General features: G+C 68.4%; 21 protein-coding genes. 11 read left to right on the top strand and 10 right to left on the bottom strand.

Translation table 11 applies throughout. The features are described from left to right. Positions 1-105: 105 nt before the first annotated feature. From V9G19_RS26245 to V9G19_RS26225, 5 genes are all read left to right on the top strand, one after another. A complete protein-coding gene (locus tag V9G19_RS26245) occupies positions 106-1,713 on the top strand; it encodes a hypothetical protein (protein WP_462288330.1) in 1,608 nt (535 codons plus the stop codon). Positions 1,714-1,901: 188 nt separating this feature from the next. Continuing rightward, positions 1,902-2,402, top strand: coding sequence for an NAD(P)H-dependent oxidoreductase subunit E (locus V9G19_RS26240; RefSeq protein WP_462288329.1), 501 nt, complete (start codon positions 1,902-1,904; stop codon positions 2,400-2,402). Beyond that, positions 2,399-3,988 (top strand): NADH-ubiquinone oxidoreductase-F iron-sulfur binding region domain-containing protein, encoded by a 1,590-nt coding sequence (locus tag V9G19_RS26235; protein ID WP_462288328.1) that lies wholly within the window; start codon positions 2,399-2,401, stop codon positions 3,986-3,988. Before V9G19_RS26240 ends, V9G19_RS26235 begins: the two co-directional genes overlap by 4 nt. Then, the gene (fdhF, locus tag V9G19_RS26230; protein ID WP_462288327.1) at positions 3,985-6,846 is read left to right on the top strand and encodes a formate dehydrogenase subunit alpha; all 2,862 of its coding nucleotides are present in this window, start codon (positions 3,985-3,987) and stop codon (positions 6,844-6,846) included. Before V9G19_RS26235 ends, fdhF begins: the two co-directional genes overlap by 4 nt. Further along, a complete protein-coding gene (locus V9G19_RS26225; RefSeq protein WP_462288326.1) occupies positions 6,843-7,139 on the top strand; it encodes a formate dehydrogenase subunit delta in 297 nt (98 codons plus the stop codon). Before fdhF ends, V9G19_RS26225 begins: the two co-directional genes overlap by 4 nt. Before the next feature lie 34 nt (positions 7,140-7,173). Here the strand turns inward: V9G19_RS26225 and V9G19_RS26220 are convergent, their stop codons facing one another. Together V9G19_RS26220 and rocD are read right to left on the bottom strand one after the other, a co-directional pair. Beyond that, on the bottom strand, positions 7,174-8,595 hold the full coding sequence (locus V9G19_RS26220) for a pyridoxal phosphate-dependent decarboxylase family protein (RefSeq protein WP_462288325.1): 1,422 nt from the start codon (positions 8,593-8,595) through the stop codon (positions 7,174-7,176). A gap of 125 nt (positions 8,596-8,720) precedes the next feature. Continuing rightward, positions 8,721-9,962, bottom strand: coding sequence for an ornithine--oxo-acid transaminase (gene rocD, locus V9G19_RS26215; RefSeq protein WP_462288324.1), 1,242 nt, complete (start codon positions 9,960-9,962; stop codon positions 8,721-8,723). Positions 9,963-10,272: 310 nt separating this feature from the next. On the opposite strand from rocD, the gene V9G19_RS26210 reads away from it, so the two are divergent. Further along, positions 10,273-12,066, top strand: coding sequence for an IS1634 family transposase (locus V9G19_RS26210; protein WP_462284342.1), 1,794 nt, complete (start codon positions 10,273-10,275; stop codon positions 12,064-12,066). A 165-nt stretch (positions 12,067-12,231) separates the two neighbouring features. Here V9G19_RS26210 and V9G19_RS26205 read toward each other — a convergent pair whose 3' ends face one another. The 3 genes from V9G19_RS26205 to lpdA all read right to left on the bottom strand — a co-directional run bounded on the left by V9G19_RS26205 (position 12,232) and on the right by lpdA (position 16,824). Beyond that, entirely contained in the window at positions 12,232-12,951 is a 720-nt protein-coding gene (locus tag V9G19_RS26205) for a PIG-L deacetylase family protein (RefSeq protein WP_462288323.1), read from the bottom strand. 113 nt (positions 12,952-13,064) lie between these two features. Further along, complete coding sequence (locus V9G19_RS26200) at positions 13,065-14,969, bottom strand: hypothetical protein (RefSeq protein WP_462288322.1); 1,905 nt, start codon at positions 14,967-14,969, stop codon at positions 13,065-13,067. Between the two features lie 457 nt (positions 14,970-15,426). Beyond that, positions 15,427-16,824, bottom strand: a complete 1,398-nt coding sequence (gene lpdA / locus V9G19_RS26195) for a dihydrolipoyl dehydrogenase (protein WP_462288321.1) — start codon at positions 16,822-16,824, stop codon at positions 15,427-15,429. A 124-nt stretch (positions 16,825-16,948) separates the two neighbouring features. On the opposite strand from lpdA, the gene V9G19_RS26190 reads away from it, so the two are divergent. The 4 genes from V9G19_RS26190 (at position 16,949) to V9G19_RS26175 (ending at position 21,398) form a co-directional block, all read left to right on the top strand. Beyond that, positions 16,949-17,479: a SigE family RNA polymerase sigma factor gene (locus V9G19_RS26190; protein WP_462288492.1), complete on the top strand. Its 531-nt coding sequence runs from the start codon at positions 16,949-16,951 to the stop codon at positions 17,477-17,479. Further along, a complete protein-coding gene (locus V9G19_RS26185; RefSeq protein WP_462288320.1) occupies positions 17,476-18,816 on the top strand; it encodes a hypothetical protein in 1,341 nt (446 codons plus the stop codon). Before V9G19_RS26190 ends, V9G19_RS26185 begins: the two co-directional genes overlap by 4 nt. A gap of 115 nt (positions 18,817-18,931) precedes the next feature. Continuing rightward, positions 18,932-21,196, top strand: a complete 2,265-nt coding sequence (locus tag V9G19_RS26180) for a carbon starvation CstA family protein (protein WP_462288319.1) — start codon at positions 18,932-18,934, stop codon at positions 21,194-21,196. 4 nt (positions 21,197-21,200) lie between these two features. Beyond that, the gene (locus tag V9G19_RS26175) at positions 21,201-21,398 is read left to right on the top strand and encodes a YbdD/YjiX family protein (protein WP_462288318.1); all 198 of its coding nucleotides are present in this window, start codon (positions 21,201-21,203) and stop codon (positions 21,396-21,398) included. A gap of 87 nt (positions 21,399-21,485) precedes the next feature. Here the strand turns inward: V9G19_RS26175 and ndk are convergent, their stop codons facing one another. The 5 genes from ndk to V9G19_RS26150 all read right to left on the bottom strand — a co-directional run bounded on the left by ndk (position 21,486) and on the right by V9G19_RS26150 (position 25,200). After that, complete coding sequence (ndk, locus tag V9G19_RS26170) at positions 21,486-21,908, bottom strand: nucleoside-diphosphate kinase (protein ID WP_462288317.1); 423 nt, start codon at positions 21,906-21,908, stop codon at positions 21,486-21,488. A gap of 4 nt (positions 21,909-21,912) precedes the next feature. After that, complete coding sequence (locus V9G19_RS26165; RefSeq protein WP_462288316.1) at positions 21,913-22,314, bottom strand: DUF4233 domain-containing protein; 402 nt, start codon at positions 22,312-22,314, stop codon at positions 21,913-21,915. 59 nt (positions 22,315-22,373) lie between these two features. Next, positions 22,374-23,339 (bottom strand): aldo/keto reductase, encoded by a 966-nt coding sequence (locus V9G19_RS26160; RefSeq protein ID WP_462288315.1) that lies wholly within the window; start codon positions 23,337-23,339, stop codon positions 22,374-22,376. A gap of 82 nt (positions 23,340-23,421) precedes the next feature. Further along, the gene (locus V9G19_RS26155) at positions 23,422-24,810 is read right to left on the bottom strand and encodes a bifunctional folylpolyglutamate synthase/dihydrofolate synthase (protein WP_462288314.1); all 1,389 of its coding nucleotides are present in this window, start codon (positions 24,808-24,810) and stop codon (positions 23,422-23,424) included. Between the two features lie 81 nt (positions 24,811-24,891). Further along, positions 24,892-25,200 (bottom strand): putative quinol monooxygenase, encoded by a 309-nt coding sequence (locus V9G19_RS26150; RefSeq protein WP_462288313.1) that lies wholly within the window; start codon positions 25,198-25,200, stop codon positions 24,892-24,894. Between the two features lie 190 nt (positions 25,201-25,390). Here V9G19_RS26150 and V9G19_RS26145 point away from each other — a divergent pair, with 190 nt between their 5' ends. Continuing rightward, complete coding sequence (locus tag V9G19_RS26145) at positions 25,391-26,164, top strand: glycerophosphodiester phosphodiesterase (protein WP_462288312.1); 774 nt, start codon at positions 25,391-25,393, stop codon at positions 26,162-26,164. Positions 26,165-26,193: the final 29 nt, after the last annotated feature.

Below are 26,193 nucleotides of genomic sequence, written 5' to 3'. Positions count from 1 at the left end.
CCCGACCAGATCAACCAACGCCGCTACGAAGCGATCCGCGCCTACTACGTCGAGGGCCTGACCTACCAGCAGGCCGGCGACCGCTACGGCTACACCCGCTGGGCGATGATCGACCTGGTCCGCCAATACAAGGCCGGAAAGCTAACCCTGTTCGCCCCACCCCGCAAACCCGGCCCGGCGGCGGGCACCGCGCCGGCCAAGGACCGCGCCCGCGCCCGGGTCATCGAACTGCGCCGCCAGGGCCTGTCCACCTACGAGATCTCCGCCCGGCTGGCCACCGAAGCCACCCCGCTCAACCGCACCGGGGTCGCCGAGATCCTCGCCGAAGAAGGGTTCGGCCGACTCCTGCGACGACCCGAACCCGAGGCCAGCATCAACCCGGCCACCCCAGGCCGCGACACCCACCTGCCCCCCGCCCGAGTCATCGACCTGTCGGCCTGGCCCGAACGCCTCGAGTCCACCCGCGCCGGGCTGCTGCTGGTGCTGCCCGACCTAGCCACCTTGGACCTTCCCGACCTAGTCAAGCAGGCCGGCTACCCCGGCACCCGGATCATTCCCGCCATCTCCTGGGTGCTGACCCTGCTGGCCCTCAAACTGACCCGCACCCGACGGGTCTCCCACGTCGACGACCTGATCGCCGACCCGGCCGCCGCCCTACTGACCGGGATGGCCGCACTGCCCAAGAAGTCCGCGCTGACCAGCTACTCCTACCGGCTAGCCCACGACCACCAGCAACGGTTCCTAGCCGCCTTGGACACCACCATGATCGCCCACGGGCTGGCCACCAGTGACCAGGCCATCTTCGACTTGGACTTCCACGCCGTCATGCATTGGGGCCACGACCCCGTCCTGGAAAAGCACTACGTGCCCAAGCGTTCCCAACGAGCCCGGTCCGTGCTGACGTTCTTCGCCCAGGACACCGACACCCACAACCTGGTCTACGCCAACGCCGACACCTCCAAAGCCACCCAAGCCCGCGAAGTCATCGCGTTCTGCGACCACTGGGCCAGCGCCAGCGGCCACGACCCGGCCATGCTGATCATGGACCAGAAAGTCACCACCCACCGCGTCCTCGGCGAACTCGACGCCCGCGGCGTGAAATTCCTGACCCTGCGGATGCGCTCACCCGCGCTGCTGCGGCACATCAACGCCCTACCCACAGCCGCCTACAAGGCCATCACCTTGGACCGGCCCGGCCCGCACAACAAACCCCGCGTCCACGAAGACCCCCACACCACCTTGACCGACTACCCCGCCACCGTCCGGCAACTCATCGTCACCGGCCTCGGCCGGGAAGCACCCACCGTCATCATCACCAACGACACCACCTCAACCACCCGCGAACTGGTCAGCCGATACGCCCGCCGGATGACCATCGACCAACGTCTCGCCGAGATCATCCGCGCATTCTGCGCCGACGCCCTATCCTCAACCGTCAACCTCAACGTGGACCTAGACATCATGCTCACCGTGCTCGCCCAAGCCCTGCTCGCCGCGCTCCGCGCCCGCCTACCCGGCTACGCCACCATCACCCCGGACGTCATCCAACGACGCTTCCTCGAAACCCCCGGCACCATCACCACCACCAGCCAGACCATCACCGTCCGACTCGAACGCCGCGCCTACACCCCAGTCCTCCGCGCCGCCCAGCTACCCACCAACACCCCCATCCCCTGGCTCGACAACCGAACCATCAGCTACCAACTCGACTAACCCCTTGCGCCGAACCCCCTGCATGGAAATCCGCGTTAGTGGTCCGACAAGCGGCCGCCACGGCGCGTTGCGCCGTTCGCAACACAGCTCTCAACCCGCAACATAAAGACGGTGAGGTATGCCGCTGGCACCCCCGATCAGCGTAGAGTTGCGATCGAGTCACAACCCTCGTCGAGGAGGTCACTGACGTGCCGCGAGACGTGCAAACCCGCCGCGGACCGGGCGGGATCCCCGTCTGGACCCCCACTGACGCCGATCGCGCGGCTGCGGTGCGTGAGATCGCCGCCCACCATGCCAACCAGAGGGGCCCGCTGCTGCCGATCCTGCATGCGCTGCTTGAGGAACACGGCCACATCGCCGATGACGACATCCCGGTCATCGCCGACGTGCTCAACCTCTCCCGCGCCGACGTGCACGGCGTGGTGAGCTTTTATCACGACTTCCGGCGAACGCCGCCAGCCGCGCACCGCGTGGCGCTGTGCCGCGGGGAGGCCTGCCAGGCGGTCGGAGCGGAGGCGCTCTATGATGCCACCGCCGTCGGTTTCGAGGGCCGCGAGGACGTCGAGGTCGCCGAGGTCTTCTGCCTGGGCAATTGCGCGCTCGGCCCGTCGGGGCAACTCGATGGGCGCCTGCACGGCCGGCTGTCCGCCGACCGGGTGCGGGAACTCACCGCGGGGTGGTCGTCATGACCACGGTGTGGGTGCCCTGCGACGCGGCTGCCGTCGCGGTGGGCGCCGATGAGGTTGCCGCTGCACTGGCCGACGCCGGGGTCGTCGTGCGACGCAACGGATCCCGGGGGATGCTGTGGCTCGAACCGCTCGTCGAGGTCGAGACGCCCCAAGGGCGGGTGGGCTATGCCAATGTCGCCCCCGCCGACGTGCCGAGCCTCATCGCCGACGGCCTCGACGGCGGCACGGCACCCGATCTCGACCCCATCGGCCTGATCGAGGAGCACCCGTGGCTGGCCCACCAGCACCGGGTGAGCTTCGCCCGGGTGGGGCTGATCGAGCCGACCGACATCGCGGCATACCAGAGCCTCGGCGGGTATGCCGGCCTCCACCGGGCGCTGTCGCTCCACCCGGCCGAGGTGGTCGCCGAAGTCACCACCTCGGGACTGCGCGGTCGCGGCGGCGCCGGCTTCCCGGCAGGCATCAAGTGGGAGACCGTCCGCACGGCCGAGGCCGACCAGAAGTTCATCTGCTGCAACGCCGACGAGGGCGACAGCGGCACGTTCGCCGACCGCATGCTGATCGAGGGCGACCCGTTCACGCTCATCGAGGGGATGACGATTGCCGCTCACGCCGTCGGGGCCACCGAAGGCTTCGTCTATCTCCGCAGCGAATACCCCCACGCGGTCGCGGCCCTGCGGCGGGCGATCGACATCGCCTATGCCCACGGCTTCCTTGGCGAGCGCATCCAGGGCAGCGAGACGACCTTCCACCTCGAGGTGCGGGTCGGTGCGGGCGCGTACATCTGCGGCGAGGAGACCTCGATGCTCGATAGCCTCGAGGGCAAACGCGGTGAAGTGCGCGCCAAACCACCGGTCCCGGCGTTGCGCGGACTCTTCGGCAAGCCGACCGTCATCAACAACGTCCTGACCCTGTGTGCCGTCCCGATGATCCTCGCCCACGGCGGCGATGCGTATGCCGCTCGCGGCGTCGGGAAATCGCGTGGCACTCAGGTCTTCCAACTCGCCGGGAACACCCGCCGGGGCGGGATCGTCGAGTCCGACTTCGGCATCACGCTGCGCGAACTCGTCGAGGGTTACGGCGCCGGGACGCTCAGCGGCCGGCCGGTCAAGGCGGTCCAGGTCGGTGGTCCGCTGGGGGCCTATTTGGCTCCGGAGCAGTTCGATCTGCCGATGGACTACGAGGCGTTCGCCGACGTGGGCGCCATGATCGGCCACGGCGGGATCGTCGTCTTCGACGACACGATGAACGCGGCTGCGATGGCGCGCTTCGCAATGGAGTTCTGCGCCAAAGAATCATGCGGCAAGTGCACGCCCTGCCGGATCGGCTCGGTCCGCGGCGTCGAAGTCATCGACCGGATCCGTTCGGGTGTCGACCGCGACGCTAATCTCGTTCTGCTGCAAGATCTGTGCACGACGATGACCAAGGGGTCGTTGTGCGCCATGGGCGGATTGACCCCGATGCCAGTGCAGAGCGCGCTGGCGCACTTCCCCGAGGACTTCGGGGCCAGCCCGGCACGAGCCGAGGCGACCGAGTCCGCCATACCCGACGAGGCGACCGTGGCAACCGAAGGGACCCGGCCATGACAATCATCATCGAGCCCGATTTCGGCACTCCTGCAGTCGAATCTGCCACCGACATCACGGTGACGATCGACGATCGCGAGGTCACCGTCCCGGCGGGGACGTCGGTGATCCGGGCGGCCAAGCAGGCCGGGATCGACATCCCGAAGCTGTGCGCGACCGACAACCTCGCCGCCTTCGGCAGCTGCCGGATGTGCCTGGTAGAGGTCGAGGGCGCCAAGGGCACACCCGCCTCGTGCACCACGCCGTGCGCCGACGGCATGGTCGTGCGGACCGACACCGAGCAGGTGCGCGAATTGCGCCGCGGCGTCATGGAGCTCTATCTTTCCGACCACCCGCAGGACTGCCCGGGGTGCGCGCGGGGCAACTGCGAGATGCAGGCACTGGCCGTCACGATCGGAATGGCCGAGGTGCGCTACGGCCGCGAGGGTCGCAATCATCTTGCCGAGCAGGCCGATTCGTCGAACCCCTACTTCGCCTACGACCCGACGGCGTGCATAGTCTGCTCGCGCTGCGTCCGCGCGTGCGGCGAAGTCCAAGGAACGTTCGCGCTCACCGTCTCCGGCCGCGGCTTCGATTCGCGGATCACGCCCGGCGGGACCGACTTCGTTGGCTCCGAGTGCGTCTCGTGCGGGGCGTGCGTCCAAGCGTGCCCCACCGACTCGCTCACCGAGAAGTCGCTGATCGATCTCGGTGTGCCGAGCCGCACGGTGATCACCACGTGCGCCTACTGCGGCGTCGGGTGCTCGTTCAAGGCCGAGGTCACCGGCGAGGGCGACGGCACCCGGGTGGTGCGGATGCTGCCATGGAAGGACGGCGGCGCCAACGCAGGCCATTCGTGCGTCAAGGGCCGCTTTGCCTATGGCTATGCCGCGCACGCCGACCGGCAACTGCGGCCGATGATCCGAGAGTCGATCGACGAGGAGTGGGTGCCGTGCTCGTGGGATGAGGCGATTGCCCGTGTGGCCCAAGGGTTCCGAGCGATCCAGGAGGCGCACGGCGTCGGCTCGATCGGGGGGATCTCATCTTCGCGGTGCACCAACGAGGAAGTCTTCGTCGTCCAAAAGATGGTCCGGGCCGCGTTCGGCAACAACAACGTCGACACCTGTGCGCGGGTGTGCCACTCCCCCACCGGATATGGCCTGAACCAAACGTTCGGGACGTCCGCCGGGACCCAGGACTTCGCATCCGTTGAAGCGGCCGACGTCATGCTGCTCATCGGCGCCAACCCGACCGACGCCCACCCTGTTTTTGCCTCCCGGATGAAGAAGCGGCTGCGGGCCGGCGCGCAGATCATCGTGGCCGATCCCCGGCGAATCGACCTGGTGCGCAGCCCGCACATCGAAGCCGCCTACCACCTGCCGGTCCACCCCGGGACCAATGTCGCGTTCGTCAACGCGATGGCGCATGTCATCGTCACTGAGGGGTTGCACGACACCGCATTCCTGCAGGAGCGCTGCGAGGACGTCGACAGCTACCTGGAATTCATCGCCCAGCCCGAGCACTCGCCCGAGGCCACCGAATCGGAGACCGGCATACCGGCCGATCAGCTGCGCGCCGCGGCCCGGCTCTATGCCGGCGCGCCGAATGGGGCAATTTACTACGGCCTGGGCGTCACCGAGCACAGCCAGGGCTCGACGATGGTCATGGGCATGGCCAACCTGGCGATGATCACCGGGAATATCGGCCGGGTGGGCGTGGGCGTCAACCCGTTGCGCGGGCAGAACAACGTGCAGGGTTCATGCGACATGGGCTCCTTCCCGCACGAGCTGCCCGGCTACCGGCACGTCTCGCGCCCCGAGGTGCGGGAGATCTTCGAGGCCAGGTGGGGTGTCCCGATCCAGCCGACGCCCGGGCTGCGCATCCCCAACATGTTCGACAGCGCAATCGGCGGCAGCTTCCGCGGGCTCTATGTGCAGGGCGAGGACATCGCCCAGTCCGACCCCAACACCCAGCACGTCGAAGCCGCGTTGCGAGCGATGGATCTCGTTGTCGTGCAAGATCTCTTCCTCAACGAGACGGCCCGGTTCGCGCACGTCTTCCTGCCCGGCACGAGCTTCCTGGAGAAGGACGGGACGTTCACCAACGCCGAGCGGCGCCTCAACCGGGTGCGCCCGGTCATGCCCTCACTGGTCGGCAGGGAGGAGTGGGAGGTCGTCTGCGATATCGCCACGGCGATGGGCTATCCGATGGCCTACGACAGCCCGGCCCAGATCATGGACGAAATCGCCGCCACCACACCGACCTTCGCCGGCGTCTCGTTCGCGCGGTTGGACGACGAGGGCTCGATGCAGTGGCCGGTCACCGACGCCGCCCCGCACGGGACGCCGACGATGCATATCGGGCAGTTCGTCCGCGGCAAGGGCAAGCTCGTCACCACCGTGTATGTCCCGACAACCGAGCAGGCCAACCGACGTTTCCCGCTGATCTTGACGACCGGTCGCATCCTCTCGCAGTACAACGTCGGCGCCCAGACCCGCCGCACCCCGAACTCGACGTGGCATCCCGAGGACATCCTCGAGGTGCACCCGGCCGACGCCCAGGTGCGCGGGATCGAGACCGGCGACGTCGTCGAACTGTCCAGCCGGGTCGGGACCACCTCGCTCACCGCGCTCGTCTCCGACCGGATGCCGCCAGGTGTCGTCTATACGACCTTCCACCACCCGGTCACCGGCGCCAACGTCGTCACCACCGAGAACTCGGACTGGGCAACGAACTGCCCCGAATACAAGGTGACCGCCGTGCAGGTGACGGTCGCGACCGAGGCGACCCGAGCGGCATACGAGAGCGAGCCGGAGGCGAGCGACGCCTCGGCCGCGAGCGAGGCGCGGGAATCGGAGAGGGTGGGCGCGGCAACATGACCACCCCGCAGAACCTGGACGCCCAGCACAGCCCGCACGCGCCACATGAGAGCCCGGTCGTCCGGCTCGGGCACGATCTCGTTCGCGCTTTCGAGCATCTGCCGCGCGACAAGGCCGCCGAAGAGATCGCCACCCACATCGCGAAGTTCTGGGAGCCACGGATGCGCCACGACCTGATGGCCCACATCCGCTTCTACGACACCGACCTCAACCCGCTGCTGGTCCGGGCCGCCGAGCACTTCGTCGACGGCGACATCGATCGCGGCGAACTCCGGGAGCCGTCCGGCGGCTGAACCGCGGTCAGACCAATGCACCCGGCAGTCGCCGTCACCGACACGAGGCGGCGGTTGCGCGAAGCAGCTCCCACAGTGCTTGGACGTCGGCGCGTTCGGTGGCCTCGGCGCCGATCGAGACGCGCACCATCCAGCGACCGTCGAGCAGGCTCGGTGAGACGAACGCTTTCCCGCCCGCGTTGATCGCGTCCGCCCAGGCGAGCGTATGCCGATCCAGCGCCTCCCCGTGCAGGCCCGGCGGCTCGTGGCGCAGGCAGACGGTCTGCAGGTCGACTGGGGCCAGGACGCGCCAATCGGGTTCCGCGGCAACGGCGTCGGCGAGCCACTGGGCGTTGGCCAGGTCGCGGCGCAGCCGGGCGCGGATTGCCTCGACGCCGTCCAGGCGCAGCTGGAACCACAGTTTGAGGGCGCGGAAGCGGCGACCGAGCGGGATTCCCCAGTCCTTGTACTGCACCACGTCGTCATCGACGGCCGAGCGCAGATAGGACGGCGTGGTCGACATGCACCGCACCAGGTGGTCGACATCGCGGACATACAGCAGCGAGCAATCGAGGATCGTGCCCATCCACTTGTGCGGGTTCCAGCCGATGGAGTCGGCGCCGTCGATGCCGGCGAAGAGGTGGCGGCACTCGGGCAGCAGCATCGCCGACCCGGCCATCGCCGCGTCGACGTGGACCCACGCGCCATACTCACTTGCGATCTCGACGATCTCGGCCACCGGGTCGAAAGCCGTTGTGCCCGTGGTCCCCAGCGCCGCGACGACGATGGCCGGCCGCTTGCCCGCGGCGACATCGGCGGCCATGGCCGCGGCAAGTGCGTCCGGCAGCATCGCATACGCCACCGGGTCGACGTCGACGAAGCGCAAGTTCTCGCTGCCGAAGCCGGCGAGCAGGACCGCCTTGGGCACCGAGGAGTGCGCCTGCGGGGAGGTGTAGGCGACCAGCGGTTGCGCCACCGCCTGCAGGCCGGCGCCATGCTCGGACAGCTCCGAGGCCCGCTCCCGGCCGGCGATCATCGCGACGAGGGTGCCGGTCGAGGCGGTGTCCTGGATCGCGCCCTTCCATTCGGGCGCCAGGCCACACAACTCGCGCAACCATTCGGTCACGACCTGCTCGACCTCGGTCAAGGCGGGCGCCGACTGCCAGGTGATGCCGAGGCCGGCGACGCCGCCGCTCGCGATATCCCCCAGCAGCGACGCGAGCCCGGCGTTGCTCGGAAACCAGCCATAGAAGCCCGGGTGCTGGGTTTGGGTGATCCCCGGAACGATGATGCGGTCCAGGTCGGCTAGCACATCGGCCAGCGGCTCCGGCTGTTCCGGCGCGTGCGTCGGCAACGCGTCCCGGATCTCCCCCGGCTTGACCTGGGAGGCCACTGGCAGCGACGGGATCCGCGACCGGTGGTCGGCCACCCAGTCAACGAGCGTGTGTGCGGCGGCGCGGAACTCTTCGGGCGTCATACGACCATTCTGACCCCGCGACAGCGCGAGACCACGATGGCGCCCGGCCCTTGCCACCTTGCGAAAACCCAGACCATGTAGCTCCCTGGCTGCCCTGACGACCAAAGACCCACACGATGATGCGATCAGCTAGCCGAGGCCGCGAGCGCATCGCGAAAAGCGGTCAGCAGGAAGCCGATATCCGCCTCGGTGGCGACCAGCGGCGGCGCCAGCCGGATCGTCGAGCCGTGGGTGTCCTTGGCTAAGACGCCGCGATCAAGCAGGGCATAGGACAGGTCGCGGCCGGTGCCGATCGCCGGGTCGAGGTCGACGCCGGCCCACAGACCCCGGCAGCGGACGGCCGTGACGCCGTGCCCGGTCAATGCCTCCAGGCCGGCGGCCAACTGGGCCCCACGCTCGCGCGCGGCCGCCTGGAACTCCCCGGTGCTCAACATGGCGATCACTTCGTGGCCGATGGCGCAGGCGAGCGGGTTGCCGCCGAAGGTCGAGCCGTGCGAACCCGGGGTGATGACGCCGAGCACGCGCTCGTCGGCCGCGATCGCGGACAGCGCGACCAGGCCGCCCCCGAGCGCCTTGCCGAGCACATAGATGTCGGGAACGACGCCCTCGTGGTCGCAGGCGAATGTCTCACCGGTGCGCGCGAGGCCCGACTGGACCTCGTCGGCGATCATGAGAACCCCAGCGGCGGAGCAGGATTCGCGCACCTGCTGCAGATAGCCCGCGGGTGGCAGCACCACGCCGCGCTCCCCCTGGATTGGCTCGAGGAGGACCGCGACAACCCCGCTCTCCCGCTCCAGAACAGCGCGCAGCGAGTCGATGTCACCGAACGGCACGGAGACGAACCCCGGTGTGAACGGGCCGTAGTCGTCGCGGGCGACCTTGTCGTCGGAGAAGCTGACGATCGTCGTGGTCCGGCCGTGGAAGTTGCCTTCCATGACGACGATCGTCGCCTGGTTCTCGGGCACGCCCTTGACCCGGTATCCCCACTTGCGCGCCACCTTCAGCGCGGTCTCGACCGCCTCGGCGCCGGTATTCATCGGCAGAGTCAGCGCCTTGCCGGTCAGCGCGCACAGCTCCTCGGCAAAGGGGCCGAGCTGGTCGTTGTAGAACGCCCGGCTGGTCAACGTGAGTGCGTCGAGCTGGGCGTGCGCCCGGGCGAGCAGCCGCGGATGACCGTGCCCGAAGTTCAGCGCCGAATAGCCCGCCAGCGCATCGAGATGGCGCCGCCCCTCGACGTCGGTGACCCAGGCCCCCTCGCCGCGGGCAATGACGACCGGCAGCGGATGGTAGTTGCGGGCGGCCCACCGCTCGGTTTGCTCGATCGCTGCGCGCGTGGACGCGCCTGCCGGACGCGACTGCTCAGCCACTGCGCCACTCCTTCGCCATCAGGAACAGGCTCACGCTACCCCTGCGCCCGCAGCCTGCCCCGTCGAAGCCGCAGGACTCGCCGCGATGGACGGACCCGGTGGTGCACGCCTCCTCGTTGGCCGCCTCGTGGTCCCGCGAATTCGTCTCCGGTCGGTTCGCCCTTCTGACCGGTTGGACCTTTAGGCCGAAGTTGCGAGTGGTTTGAGGGCGGATCCCCGTTTTGACCTGCAGTGATGCGGCTTCTAACCCCTCGGTGTGTCGTCACTAAAGTGGATCGATCGATCCGGCACGGTGTGATATTTTGGCGGTATGGCGAAACGTGGTGGAGCGGTTCATGTGACCACGCACCGTCGTCACTATGTTGGTAAGGACGGGGTGGCCCGGGACTACGAGACCCACCTGTTGCGGCGTTCCTGGCGGGAGAACGGCAAGGTGCGCAACGAGACGGTCGCGAACCTCTCCCACCTGCCGGCCGAGCTGATCGAGGTGATCCGGGCCTGCCTGGCCGGGCAGGCGTTCATCCCGGCCGACCAGGCCGCCACCATCACCCGCTCCCTGCCGCACGGGCATGTGGCCGCGGTGTGGGCCCAAGCCCGGGCCCTGGGCCTACCCGGGCTACTCGGGCCGCCCGGGCGGGCCCGGGACCTGGCGATGGGGCTGATCATCGCCCGAGTGCTGGCACCCGGCTCGAAGCTGGCGACCATCTCCTGGTGGGCCGACACCACCCTGGGCGTCGACCTCGACCTGGCCGGTGCCTCCACCGACGAGGTCTACGCGGCGATGGACTGGCTACTCGGGCGCCAGGACGCGATCGAGAAGCAGCTGGCCCGGCGCCACCTGGCCGCCGACGCCAACCCCGCCCGGATGGCGCTGTTCGACCTATCGTCCTCGTGGATGGAAGGCAGCCACTGCCCACTGGCCCGGCGCGGCTACTCCCGCGACGGGAAGAAGAACCGCACCCAGATCGAGTACGGGCTGCTGACCGACCCGGCCGGTCGCCCGGTCGCGATCCGGGTCTTCCCCGGCAACACCGCCGACCCCACCGCGTTCATCGAGGCCGTCACCCTGGTGCGGGACACCTTCAAACTCACCGAGATGGTCATGGTCGGCGACCGCGGCATGATCACCACCGCCCGGATCACCGCGATCCGCCACACCAACACCGACCCGGCCACCCGAGCCGACCTCGGCTGGATCACCGCGCTGCGCGCCCCCGCGATCAAAACCCTTGCCGCCGAGGGCGGCCCGCTTCAACCAACCCTGTTCGATGAACACAACCTGGCCGAAATCAGCCACCCCGACTACCCCGGGGAACGGCTGATCGCCTGCCGCAACCCGTTCCTGGCCACCGAACGCGCCCGCAAACGCGAGGACCTGCTCACCGCCACCGAAACCGCCCTGGCCCCCACCCAGCGAGCAGTGGCCGAGGGCCGGCTAGCCGGCGCCGACACGATCGGCCTGCGGGTCGGCAAACTCCTCAACAAATACCGGATGGCCAAACACTTCGACCTGACCATCACCGACACCACCGTGGTGATCACCCGCAAAACCAGCCAGATCGCCGCCGAAGCCGCCCTCGACGGCATCTACGTGCTACGCACCCCAACGCCCGCCGAGACCCTCACCCCCGCCAGCATCGTCCAGGCCTACAAAAACCTCGCCCACGTCGAACGCGACTTCCGCAGCATCAAAGCCACCGACCTCGACCTGCGCCCGATCTACCACCGCCTCGAAGACCGCGTCCGCGCCCACGTCCTGATTGTGATGCTCGCCGCCTACCTGACCTGGCACCTACGCGCCACCCTAGCCCCCCTGACCTACACCGACGAACACCCGCCAACACCCGCCGACCCGGTCGCCCCCGCCCACCGCTCCCCAGCCGCGGACCGCAAAGCCTCCCGACACACCGACGACCACGACCAGCCCGTGCGGTCCTTCCCGGCCCTGCTCAAACACCTCGCCACCCTGACCCGCAACGACCTGCGCTACGGCACCGACCACACCACACCCCTCGTGCCCACCCTGGCCGAACCCACCCCCACCCAACGCCACACCTTCGCCCTCCTAAACGCCCCCATCCCCCTAACCATCAACGGCAAGTAGACAGAACCACCAACACCCAAACCAGCGAACCCCCTGCCCAGCAGGGGGTTCGCCACGTCAACCAGCCGTAACTTCGGTTTAGGCAACCTCGCCGCCAACGGGCGCGCCAGCAGTCACAATTTGTTATGAGCCGCAGCCCGGGACTGATGTGACGTCTCGCCTCGGTCAGTTCAGCGGGACGATCGCGAATACCTCGGCAAGGCGCCCCTCCGGGAGCCCGAAACTCTCCGCCATTCGACCGGAGACCCGCCGCAGGAACTCGTCCAACTCCTCGCCGCGATGTCCGGTCTGGGAGACATGGCGGCGCAGCGCCGCAAGCTTGCGGTCGAAGGTGTCGGTGATGTCGATCGCGTGGTCCGGCTTCGGGTGCGCCATCAACCAGATCTCGCCGACGTGGTGGAACGGCAGGCCGAGTTCTGGCCACGCAATCGGGTTTTCGGCAGCCGGATAGGCCGCGCGCAGGCTGGCCTCCCCGGCCGCGAGGTGGTCGGGGTGGGAGGCCTGCATCCGGGTGTAGATCCGTTCCGGGGACTGGCAGACCAGCCGTTGCGGTCGCACATCGCGGATGACGGCAACGATGTCGCGCTGCAGCTCGAAGGTCGGCTCGAGCCAGCCGTCTCGGTAGCCGTCGAGGAAACGGACATCGGTGATGCCCACCTCGGCGCTCGCCGCCCGCTGCTCCTGCTCCCGCAGCGCCGGTATGCCGCTGATGTCGGCCCCGGGCCTGGCCCCCTGCTCGCCGCGGGTCACGCAGAGCAAGGTGACGGCGATGCCCGCGTCCGTCCACTTGGCCACGGTCCCGCCGAGCCCGAAGTCGGCGTCGTCGGGATGGGCCGCCACAATCAGGATGCGCTCGATCATCGCGTCTGACTTGGGCTTGTGCACAGTGACACCGTAGGCCAGGCGGACAAAGCTGGGAGAGGTGTTCGACCGGCGGAGGAGGGCGCGACGACAGCGACCCTGGCCGAGCACCATCGCCGGCTGGTTCGACCCCTAACCTAACGGCGCACCTGCACCAGACCCACCAGCCCGTGCCTTTCGGTTTGCACCGCTCCAGTGGTCCGGGTGACGGTGCAGGGCCGGGTCGAGCTCAAGTGCACGTCGCCGTCCAGGCTGGGTATGGTGATCGCGGAGTTCACCATCCCGTTAACGCAGGACACGGTATAGGGCGTGCCCTCGAAGTCCCCGTCGGCGTCGGCCGTGGCTGTCGCTTGGATGGGCACGGGATAGTAGGACTCGGTGACCGTCGATGCGGGCTTCGCGCCCATCCCACCCCAGCTGGGGATGAATTGCGTGTCGGGCGACGCGCCATTGCGGTAGTAGAGGCAGCGGTAGACGACGATGGGCACCACTTGGGTGATCTTGTCCCGCCCGGCCGACGCCACCAGTTGCCACTTCCCGCCGGGCATCGCGGGGATATCGAAGTACCGATCCTCCACGGACCCGTCGGCGTCCGTGGTCAACGAGCCCAAGGGGATGGGGTCATGGTCGTCCTGGGTGCGCACCAGGGACACGGTGTATGCGGTGTTCGCGGACCAGCCGCGCCCGGATACTCGCACGCGGTCGGAGCCGTCGAGGTAGCCCTGGTCGTCGAAGTCGGCGCAGGTGCCGAAGGGCTGCGGTCGCACGAAGTCGTCACCGGCAGGTTCGACCGTGATCTCGGGTTTGGCGACCTCCACACTGCAGCTCTTGTACGGCCCGGTCACGGGCGAGGAGAGGTTACTGCCCTTGATCACGATACGCATGCGAGTCGGGACCGTGCCCGCGGCGTCGGCGGCCCAGTAGATCTGGGTCCATTCGGCGTCGCTCGGCGTCCAGGCGGTCGCGGACACGGGGCCGGACTCGAAGAGTTTGGTGTCGAAGTTGGCCGACCAGAACTGCACGCTGAAGCGATTCAGTCGGTAGTTCACGCCGCCACCGGCGGCCCGCCATTTCAGGGTCGGCGGGCTGTCCTCGCCGAGGAAAGCTCCCGCCTCGGGCGTGAGCAGCTTCGGACTGATGGAGTTGGCCTCGAGGCCGCAGGCTGCCGTGTCGCTCACGCCCAGCGCGTAGGGATCATCGTTGGTGTCGTCGAATCTGGCCGCGGAGACGGCGTCGAGCAGTCCGGGCAGGGCCCTGTAGAAGATGTTCTGCCGATCCTTCTTCAGCGCGTTCACGACGACGTCCATGCTCCCCCCAAGCCCTTCGAACCGGGCCAGCGTGCGGGCGATGGCCAGTTCGTTTGCCTCGCCAAGGCTGCTCAGGCCGGCGTTGGAGTAGAGCTGGACGGGCCCACCTCGGTCGAAGGCTGTGTCACCCGCTCCCGGGATGCCTAGCGCCCCGACCCCCAGGGCTCGCTGGCCGGCCACCGCGAGATAGCTCGCCAGCCCTTCCTGCCACGCGATCGCGCCTGCCTTGCCCTTGGCGAAGAGGTCGTCCATGGACGTGGTCCAGCTGTGCTGGTCACCATACAGCTCGGGCCAGATCAGCTGGATGTCTTCGAGGTGATGACCGTACTCGTGCAGGATCACGTCCCAGCGGTAGACGTCCGACTCCTGGAGCAGGATATCCGGAGCGCGGTACGCGGTCTTCGCCACGGGATAGCGGATCGGGATGGTTGCGGGTCCGCCGCTGATGCCGAGCACCTTCTTGAGTTGGACGCCCGTCACCATGGCGTCGGCGGCGGCGAAGGCACCATTGACGGTTTTCGCACCGCTTGCTGGGCGCAATGCGACGGATTGGGTGGCACCTGTGGCACGCCGTGCCGGCGTACGCATCAGGTAGGGGACGTGCTGATTGGTCTGCGCGGTGACGGTGAAGCCCGTGCCCTTGGAGCCCGCCTCGACGTAGAGCATTCTCGCCGTGGAGCCGGCCCGCTTCGTGGTTGCGCGCATACTGAAGCGTCCGCTGTCGTCGGTGCTCATTTGCGCCTGCATCGTGCCCCCACTGGACCCGTCCTCATCGCGCAGTGTGACGATGACTCTCCGGGCGGGATGAGGCGTGCCGTTGACGTCTCGATAGAGGACGCGGCCGGTGACCGTGGTATAGCCGGCTGCTCCCCGCTCGGTGGCGCCGGCCGCGGCACCCAGCAGTATCGGTGCTGTGCCTGCCAGCAGGCAGGCGGACAGAAATCTACTCATCTTTCCCCCTTCGGGTCCCCGACCCGACTTGTGACGCCGCGCCCCCCGGCACGGCCGCCAAGAGGGTAGCCCCCCTGCGCCCGAGAGCGCAAGGCCAGGGGACTCCGTTTCGCGGGCATCTTGACGTGAAGCATCACGGGACGAGAAGCGACATCCCGCCCGCGCCCAAGGGACCGCGCGCTGGATGCACCGACGCGATGCCGGCCCGCGGCCGTCGTTAATGCCCTCAGAGATCAGAGAGTCACAGGTTGACCATGTGGCCGGCGATGCCCTCGACGGCCTCCTTAACCGCCTCGGAGAGGGTCGGGTGGGCGAAGACGTTGCGGGCGACTTCGTCGGCGGACAGGTCCCACTTCTGGGCGAGGGTGAGGACGGGGAGCAGTTCGGTGACGTCGGGGCCGATCATGTGGGCGCCGAGGATCTCGTTGCGCGTGCCGTCGGCGACGACCTTGACGAAGCCGACGGGGTCGCCGAGGCCCATCGCTTTTCCGTTGGCGGAGAAGGGGAAAGCGGCGGTCTTTACGTCATATCCGGCGTCCTTGGCCTGCTGCTCGGACAGGCCGAAGGAGCCGATCTGGGGGTGGCAGTAGGTGGCGCGCGGGATCATCGCGTAGTCGACCGGCATGGTCTCGGCGCCGGCGATGGTTTCGGCGGCGACGATGCCCTGGGCCTCGGCGACGTGGGCGAGCATCATTTTGGCGGTGCAGTCGCCGATCGCATAGACGCCGTCGACGTTTGTGCGGCAGTAGTCGTCGATCTCGATCGCGCCCCGATCCGTCAGCTTGACGCCGGCGGCGTCGAGCCCATAGCCCTCGATCCGGGGAGCAAAGCCGATGGCGGACAACAGTTTGTCCGCTTCGAGCACCTGCTGGTCCCCGCCGGCCGCTGGCGAAACGGTCACGCGCACACCGGATCCGGTGTCTTCGACGCCCTCGACCTTGGTGCCGAGCAGCACCTTGACGCCGAGCTTCTTGTAGTGCCTGGCGAGTTCCTTGGAGATGTCGGCGTCTTCGGTCGGCACCATCCGGTCGAGGAACTCCACGATCGTCACGTCGACGCCGAAGTTCTTCATCACATAGGCGAACTCGACCCCGATGGCTCCCGACCCGGCGATGATGATCGAGCCCGGGAGGTTCTCGTCAAGGATCTGCTCCTCATACGTGACGACGTTTGTGCTGACCTCGACGCCGGGCAGCATCCGGGTGATCGCACCGGCGGCGATGATGAGGTTGTCGAAGCTGATCTCACGGGTCGAGCCGTCGTTGAGGGCGACCGACATCGACTTCGGGCCGGTGAGCGTCCCCCAGCCGTCGATCTCCTCGATCTTGTTCTTCTTCATCAGGAAGTGGACGCCCTTGACGATGCCGGCTGACACTTGCCGGGAGCGCTTGTGCGTGGGCCCGTAGGACATGGTCGCGTCGCCCTCGATGCCGTACTTGCGCTTGTCGTGCTGCAGGGTGTGCGCCAACTCGGCGTTCTTGATCAGTGCCTTGCTCGGGATGCAGCCGACGTTGAGGCAGACCCCACCCCAATACTTCTTCTCGACGACGGCGACCTTCTTGCCCAGCTGCGAGGCGCGGATTGCCGCGACATACCCACCAGGACCAGCACCGAGGACCACGACGTCGTAATCAGCCATGCCGGTCAGCCTACTCGTGGCCACGTGCCTCGGCGGGGGTGGGAAAGCTCCCCGGGCCGCGCGTGCAACCCTTGAGGCGGGAAGCCGCGTCCTTCTCAGTGACACGGCGTGAGGAGGGCGATGGATCGGGGATTCGGAGTTCACCGGCTTCGTTCGTGCGCGTTCGGCCGTGCTGATGCGCACGGCATACCTGCTGACGGGGAACCAAGCCGATGCCGAGGACCTCCTCCAGACCGCGCTGGCGAAGGTCTACCTGTCCTGGGATCGGGTCCGCGACCAGGGCGCGCTGGAGGCGTATGCCCGAACGGTCCTCGCCCGCACGCACGTCTCGGTGTGGCGTCGTGCCGCCACGCGGCGAGAACGCCCCACCGCCGATGTCCCCGATCGATTCGTCGCCGGCCCCGATGAGGGCGTCCTCGAGGACCGAGATCTCGTATTTCGCGGCCTGGCCACCCTCGGTCCGCGTCAGCGGGCGGTGGTCGTGTTGCGGTATTACGAGGGCCTGACCGAACCCGAGATTGCCGCCGTGCTTGGCTGCTCCGTGGGCACGGTCAAGAGCCAGTTGCATCGGGGTCTGGCTCGCCTTCGTGAGCGAATTCCCCTGCCTAAGAACGTGACTCCCAATCCTGGCCAACCCAACGAGGTGACGCAATGAGCACCGACCTGGACCGATCCCTGGAGGCGAGCCTGGCGCAGCACGCCGGCGATGCTGCTGCGCCCGACGACCTGGCGGCGCGGGCAATCGCGGCCGGCCACCGTCGCCGGTCACGCCGGCGGGCCGCGACCGTCGTGGTCGTGACCGCGGCAGTCGCCGGCGGCACGCTCGGGGCCGCCGCCCTGTTCCATCACCGCGCCAGCGACCCCGCCACCGCGCCGCACGCGGCCACGTCGTCCTCGACGGTCACCACGCACCTGCCCATGGCGCAGCGGACGCCGCTGGACGATCTCGGGGCGGACTGGAATGACGAGCTCCCCGTCGGCGCCTCCGTCGACATCACCCCCCGCTTGGAAGTCGGCCTCGACGGGCAGGTCGCCGTGGTGACCCGGAGCCAGCGGACCGCGCTGGGCGCAGACGCCGGTGCGCGCTATGCGATCCTCGACCCGGAACAGGCCAACCTGCTGGTGACGCGTCGGCGGATGACTTCACCTCCCACCCCGAGCGACTGGACCCTGCTCGATATCGCCGGCGACGGATCGGTCACGGAGGTGGCGGTGGGCGCGGCACGGGGCACGGCCTTCGAAGGGGGGCTTATCACCGGCGCCGCACGGGACCCCGGCGGCAGTGGTGCCTACGCGATCAGCACCTTGATCGACCCCAATATCACTCCGGATGGCCCCGATTTCCTCTATCTCGTCCAGCCCGGAGAGCCGCCCACGGCGCGGCACTCGATGGGCTTACAAAGCGGTCAGGTGCTCGGCTGGACCAGTCGCGGCGTCCTGGTGAACACCGACGCGGGCGTGCAGCTCTGGGCCCCCCAGCAGGATCGGCTCACGCTCATCTACGGCCACGACGACCCCCTCGCCCGCGTCCTCGCCACCAACCCGAGTCTCGTTCTCGTGCACCGGGAAATGGACTACGGACCGGAGGAGGACACGATCGAACCGGGCTCGTGCCTCGAGCTGCTCGACGTGAGAACCGGCACCGTCCGCGAGATCACCTGTGGCGACGACCCGCCCGGCGCCACCCGGACACCGCACCCCAACGCCGTCAATCCCGAGGCGACGATCGTGATGGCGAGCAACCCGATGACCTTGGCCGGCGCCAGGGTCCGGCAGCGGGTAGGCGAGCAGTCGGTGGCCAGCTGGGGCGTCTTCCCCCAGCAGCGGTTCCTCGACACCTACCGAGTCGTCAAACCGGTCGCCCAGGCTGGAACCGGCTGGTGGCAGTGGTGGGTTCGCTGCGATGTGCGGACTGCATCGTGCGAGCAGGCGCCGCTGCCCCGCGGCATACGGGCAATCTCCCTTTATGAGAGCACTCCCCGAGAACGCTGACCTGCGAACTCGTCGCCGGACTGTTATCCAACTGCCTGCGCCGGATGGGTGACGGGAGAGCCCAGTGGGGCCTACGGTGACAGAGTCACGAACTCTTCAGCAAGGGAGCGGGAGTATGAGCGCGCACCTAGGCAGCGACGTCGAGGTCCTTCGCACCGACCCCGATCGACCACCGGTCGCCGTGGTGGAGCCGGACATCATCACCGGCCGGACCAAGGCCGTCTTCGGCGCCATCGGCCTGCTCGGCGCCATCGCCTGGGCGATGATCGCCGTCGTCCGGGGCGAGAATGTCAACGCCGTCTGGTTCGTCGTGGCGGCGTTGTGCACCTACATCATCGCCTTCCGGTTCTATGCCCGGCTGATCGAATACCGCGTGCTCAAACCACGCGACACGCGCGCGACCCCGGCGGAGCAGTTCGAGAACGGCAAGGACTTCATGCCGACCGACCGCCGGATCCTCTATGGCCACCACTTCGCGGCCATCGCCGGCGCCGGACCGCTCGTCGGCCCCGTGCTCGCCTCACAGATGGGCTACCTGCCCGGCACGATCTGGATCATTGTCGGCGTCGTCTTTGCCGGCGCGGTGCAGGACTACATGGTCATGCATATGTCGATCCGCCGCCATGGCCGCAGCCTGGCGCAGATGGCCAAGGACGAGCTCGGCACCGTGGGCGGGATCGCGGCGATCCTCGGGATCCTCTCGATCATGCTCATCCTCATCGCCGTGCTCGGCATCGTTGTCATCAACGCGCTCGCCGAGAGCCCCTGGGGCGTCTTCTCGATTGCTTGCACGATCCCGATCGCGCTGTTCATGGGCGTCTATCTGCGCTACCTGCGCCCGGGCGCGGTTAATGAAGTCTCGGTCATCGGGGTCTTCCTGCTCGTCTTCGCGATCATCGCCGGGCGCTGGGTCGCCGAGAGTTCCTGGGCCGAGACCTTCACGCTGACCCCGAGCCAGTTGGCCTGGGCGCTGATTATCTATGGCTTCAGCGCCGCCGTCTTGCCCGTATGGCTGCTCCTGGCCCCCCGCGACTATCTCTCGACGTTCATGAAGGTCGGCACGATCGCGTTGCTCGCCCTCGGCATCCTCATCTCGATGCCGGTCATCAAGATGCCGGCGGTGACCACCTTCGCCCACACCGGCACCGGGCCCTCCTTCGCCGGCTCGCTGTTCCCGTTCCTGTTCATCACGATCGCCTGCGGAGCGCTCTCCGGCTTCCACGCGCTGATCTCCTCCGGGACGACGCCCAAGCTGATCGAAAAGGAGGGGCAGGCGCGGATGATCGGCTACGGCTCGATGCTCACCGAGTCGTTCGTGGCGATCATGGCCCTGGTTGCGGCCTGCAGCATCGACCAGCACATCTACTTCGCGATGAACGCGGCCAAGACGCTGACCGGCGGCACGCCGCAGACGGCGGCCGAGTTCGTCAACGGACTGGCGTTGACGACCCCGGGTGGCAGCCCGGTCCCGCCGATCGACGCCGCCACGTTGACCGCCGCCGCGCAGAGCGTCGGCGAGCAGTCGATCGTCTCCCGCTCCGGCGGCGCGCCCACGCTGGCGTTCGGCATGTCCGAGGTGATGAAGGTCTTCGGCGGTGAGTCGCTGAAGTCGTTCTGGTATCACTTCGCGGTCATGTTCGAGGCGCTGTTCATCCTGACGACCGTCGATGCCGGCACCCGGGTGGCGCGCTTCATGTTTTCCGATGCGATCGGGAACATCCCCGGGCTGCAGCGGTTTAAGGACCCGAGCTGGCGCGTCGGCGCCTGGCTGTGCTCGCTGCTTGTCGTCGCCGGGTGGGGTTCAATCCTCGTCATGGGCGTGGGCGACCCGCTCGGCGGGATCTACACGCTCTTCCCGCTGTTCGGCATCGCCAACCAGCTGCTCGCGGCGATCGCGTTGACCGTCGTGACGACGATCCTGATCAAACAGGGCAAGGCCAAGTGGGCCTGGGTGCCCGGCATCCCGCTGGTCTGGGACCTGATCGTCACCCTCTCGGCGTCGTATCAAAAGATCTTCAGCGACGACCCCAAGATCGGGTATTTCGCGCTCAACAACGCCGCCGAGAAGGCCCGCGACGCCGGCAAGCTGCTCGCCACGACCAAGACGCCCGCGGACTTGGACAAGGTCATCCGCAACACGAACATCCAGGGGCTGATGTCGATCCTGTATGCCGCTCTGGTGATCATCGTCGTCCTCGCCGCCATCGCCGTGTGCATCAAGGCGCTGCGGCTCGGCAGCCTGCCCACGACCGAGGAGGAGGATGTGCCCTCGCGGATCTTCGCCCCGCGCAGCTTCCTGCCAACACCCGCGGAAAAGGCCGTGCTCGCCGAGTGGAAGCAGGCCGGGCTCGACCCGAGCCCGCAAGGGGCGCATCATTAGCTCCATGCCCGAGACCATCCTCACCCAGCACTGGCGCGACCTGCGCCGGTTCTGGCGTGGGGTGATCGGTGCGGACGCCTATGAGCGGTATGTCGACTACCTGCGCCGGGCCCATCCCGACGCGCCGGTCCCTAGCGAGCGGGACTTTTGGCGGCAGAAGTATGCCGAGCAGGAGCGCAACCCGAAGTCGCGCTGCTGCTGACTCCTGGCTACCCGCGAGTAGGTCCGGCACAACGTGCGGACCAGCGCACCTTGTGCTGGATCTACTTCGCAGTAACCGCTGGGCAGGTCAGCCGCTGAGTTCGGGGAACCACAAGCCGATCTCGCGGGCGGCGGACTCGGGCGAGTCGGAGCCGTGGACGACGTTCTGAGTCGAGCCCTGTCCCCAGTCGCGGCCGAGGTCGCCGCGGATGCTGCCGGGCGCGGCCTTGGTCGGGTCGGTGGCACCGGCGAGCGAGCGGAAACCGGCGATGCACTGCTCGCCCTCGATGACGATCGCGGTCACCGGGCCGGAGGACATGAACGCCATCAGCGACTCAAAGAACGGCTTGCCCTCGTGCTCGGCATAGTGCCGTCCGAGCAGTTCACGCGGCGGGGTCAGGATGGACAGCGCCACCAGCCGATAGCCCTTGGCCTCGATGCGGCGCAGCACCTCTCCGGTCAGCCCGCGGGCGAACGCTTCGGGCTTGACGAGGACCAGCGATCGTTCCATTCCCTCACCCTAGCGATGCCTGCTGGGCAATCACAGCGTCGATCTGCTGGCCCTTGCGCAGGCAGAGCACCCACAGGGCACCGAAGATCAGTCCGACCCCGAGCATCATCGGCACCACGATCGCGCTGAGCAGCACGAGCACCTGGACCACCCAGCCGAGCGGCAATCCCCAGCCGCGGCGCATCCCGCCGGCGGCGACGAAGCAGAGCAGCCCGAGCATGAGCCCGCCGGCCAGTTGCCAATCGCTGGTGGCGGAGTCATTCGTCGCGGCAACCGAGCGGGCCAAGAAGGCACCCAGCACCACGCAGATCCCCTCACCGCCCAAGACCGTGGCCAGCATCCGCCAGGTGAACGTTCCGAGCGGCCCACGCAACCAGGACGGTGGCGAGGTCGTCGTCTGCTGCATGACAGCTAGGGTATGCCGCGTCCGTGGGTTCGCCCCCGCCGACCGGCCGGGCGCACCGGTCACGTGGGTTGGGGCGCGAACAGGGCGTCGATCGCGGCGATCGTCTCGCCGGTCAGCTCCAACCGTCCGGCGGCGGCATTGTCGGCGATCTGCTCCGGGCGGGTGGCGCCGGCGATCACGCTGCTCAACCCCGGCCGGGTCAACAACCAGGCGATGCTCACCTGGCTCATCGGAGCCCCGATTTCGTCGCACACCCGCTGGTATGCCGCCAACTGGTCCCAGTCGGCCGCATCCAGCAGCTGAGGCCGCTCGTCGGTCAACCGGGTGCCGCCGGGCCGGGCGGCCCGGCTGAACTTCCCGGTCAACAGCCCGCTGAACAGGGGGAAGAACGGCAAGAACCCGACGCCGAGTCGCTCCAACTCGGGCAAGAGTTCCGCCTCGGCCTCGCGGCGCAGCAGGCTGAATTCGTTCTGCGCGGATACGAACCGGGCCAGCCCGTGCTCCCGGGCGGCGGCATCGGCGTTGGCGGCCTGCTCGGCGGTGAAGTTCGAATGCCCGATGAAGCGCACCTTGCCCGCGGTCACGAGTTCGGTGAGCGCGCCGAGCGTCTCCTCGATCGGCACCGCCGGGTCGGGGGTGTGCTGCTGATAGAGGTCGATCCAGTCGGTCTGGAGGCGCTGCAGCGAGGCGTCACAGGCGCGCTTGACATAGGTCGCGCCACCAAGGGGACCCCACTTCTCGGCGCCCGGAATGACGGCCGCCTCGTGGCCGAACTTCGTGGCCAGGAAGACCCGGTCGCGGCGACCGGCCAGCGCCTGGCCCATCAGCGACTCGCTGCCCGTGGGCGGATTGCCATACATCTCTGCGGTGTCCAGCAAGGTGATGCCGGCATCGATGGCCGCGTCCAGGACCGCCTTGGTCCCGGCGAGGGTTTCGGTGGCGCGGCCAGGCCGGCTGAAGTTGTTGCACCCCAGCCCGATCACGCTGACCATCGGACCATCGGCGCCAAGCTGTCGCTGCTGCATACCCTCGACCCTATGCCGTAGCACGCCGTCGGCACCTGGATCCCGACCTCTGGCCGGCCGCCCTGGGCGAGGTCGTGCGGGTTCAGGCGTCGTCAGCGCCGAGCAGCAGCCGCACGTCGGCGGCGGTGGTGACCGACCCCGTCGCCACGACGCCACCGCCGACGCCGCCCTCGTCGGCGAGTTCGGCGGCCCGGTCGAGGGCCGTCGGCAGATCGGGCTCGACGACCACGCGATGCTCCCCGAAGACCTCGACCGCGATCGCGCCCAGTTTGTCGGGATCCATGGCCCGCGGCGACGTCGAGCGGCTGATCACGACCTCCTCCAGCACCGGCTCGAGGATCTCCAGCATCGCGACGGCGTCCTTGTCGGCCAGGATGGCGATGACGCCGACGAGCTTGGTGAACGTGAACTCCTCCCGCAGGGCGGTGGCCAGCGCCTGGGTCCCCGCGGGATTGTGCGCCGCATCGACAAGCACCGTCGGCGAACGACGCACGATCTCCAGCCGCCCGGGCGATCGGGCCTCGGCGAAGGCCTGGCGCACGATATCGATGTCCAGCGGCTGCTCGCCCCCGCCGAGGAAGGCCTCGGTCGCCGCCAGCGCCATCGCCGCGTTGTGCGCCTGATGCGCTCCGTGCAGCGCGAGGAAGAGGTCACGATAATCGCCGGCAAGACCGCGCACGGTCAGCTGCTGCCCACCGACCGCGACATCGCGCGCCAACACCCCGAAGTCGTTGCCCTCGAACGCGACCCGCGCGCCGACCTCGCCCGCACGTGCCACCAGGATCTCGGCGACCTCCGGCTCTTGCACGCCGCTCACGGCGAGCGCGTCGGCCTTGATGATCCCCGCCTTCTCGGTGGCGATCTGCTCGATCGTGTCGCCGAGGAAGTGCGCGTGATCCATGGCCACCGGAGTCACGACGGCCACCTGCCCGTCGATGACATTGGTGGCATCCCACGATCCGCCCATGCCCACCTCGATGACCGCGACGTCGACCGGGGCGTCGGCAAAGGCGGCATACGCGAGGGCGACCAACACCTCGAAGTAGGTCATCCGCGGCCCGCCCCTGGCCAGGCTCCGGGCATCGACAATCTCGATGAACGGAAGGACATCGTCGTATGCCGCGAGGAAGCGCTCCTCGCTGACCGGCTCGCCGCCGATCGCAATCCGCTCCCGGATGTGGTGCAGGTGCGGCGAGGTGAACCTGCCGACCGTCAGCCCGAACCCCTGCAGCAACCCGGCGATCAGGCGCGCGGTCGTCGTCTTGCCGTTGGTGCCGGTGATGTGGATCGCGGGGAAGCTGCGTTGCGGGTCGCCGAGCAGTTCCATGACGGCCGTGATCCGGGCGAGGTCCGGCTGCAGGTCGTGCTCCGGTGCGCGTGCGAGGATGTCCCGGTCCACCGCGCGCATCCGCTTGGTCAGCTGGAGGCGACGGTTGGCTTCGCGCTGGGCGGCATCGGGGGCAGGACTCACCGCCCCAGTCTCTCAGCCCAGCCGCTCAGCCAGTCCCCTCACGTCAGTGGCCCGGTCTTCCCGGCAGAGCCCGCGACCGACTCAGTTGGCCGGCGTGAGGAAGGTCAGCACCGACTCGGGCTCGTTGATCAATGGGACGAGCTTGCCGTTGAACTCCTTACCCGCCGGGTCGCCGATGTGCGCCTCGAAAGCGGCCTGGTCGGCATAGATCTCGTGCACCCAGAACTTCGTCGGCTCGGCGACGTGGTTGTAGACCTGGAAGGCTCGGTTGCCCGGCTCGGCGCGAACGGTCTCGCCGTAGGCGACGATCAGTCCCCGCACGGTCTCGAGGTTCTCCTCGCTCGTGGTGAATTCGGCGATCAGGGCGATGGGTCCGGTGGTTTCGCTCACGGAGTCACCGTATGCCGTTGGGCCCCCGCGCGCGACCCCTCACCCTGGGGCGGTCCCAGCGACCCCTCCCGCGCGCCCCACGCGGCCTGCCGGTGAACTTTGGATTCCACCGCGCGGCGATCGGGTGAACTCTCCTTCGAAAACCCGCGGGATCGTCGGAAGCACCTTCGGCGCCAACCATTCTGGTGTCATGGCCTATGCCACCCACAGCGGACCGATCGCCATCGCGCACCGCGGCGGCGCCGCCTTGGCACCGGAGAACACGCTCGCCGCGTTCGGCCGTGCCGTGGCCCTTGGCCTGCGCTATCTCGAAACCGACGTGCGGCTGACGCGGGACGAGCAGCTGGTCTGCTTTCACGATGCCACCATCGACCGGGTGAGCGACGGCCGGGGACCGGTGGGACGGCATACGGCCGAGGAATTGCGGGCGGTTCGCGTGGGGGGCGAGCCGATATGCACGCTTGCCGAGGCTCTGGCCGCCTTCCCGCGGACGCGGTTCACGATCGACGTCAAGGAACCGGCAGCGGTCGACGCGCTCGCGGCAGTGATCCGCGATCCCGCCGTTGCCCGCCGCGTGTGCGCGGCCGGCGCCTGGGACGGGCAGCTGGCCCGGCTTCGCGAGCTCGCCCCGGACGTCCACACGGCCCTCGGCTGGCGGACGCTGACCACCCTGGTCGGGTGCTCTCGAGCCCGGGTGCGGGTGCCGCAGTGGGTGCGGCGCGCGGCCTACGCCCATGTGCCGGTGCGGCTGGGACGGCTGCCGGTCTTTGCCGATCGGCTCGTCCCAGGAGCGCACGCGCACGGGATCAAGGTGATCGTCTGGACCGTGGACGATCCGCCGACGATGCACCGGCTGCTCGACGCCGGCGTGGATGGGATCATCAGCGACCGACCCGACCTGTTGCGCGAGGTCTTCCTGTCGCGAGGTCTCTGGCATCCGATGGGTGAGGGCGCCCGGGCCTGAACGCATCGCGGACCCGGGGAGACAATGGT

It is taken from the genome of Nostocoides sp. (assembly GCF_037045025.1).
Taxonomy (GTDB): Bacteria; Actinomycetota; Actinomycetes; order Actinomycetales; family Dermatophilaceae; genus Nostocoides_A.
This window is presented reverse-complemented; position numbering and strand designations above follow the sequence as displayed.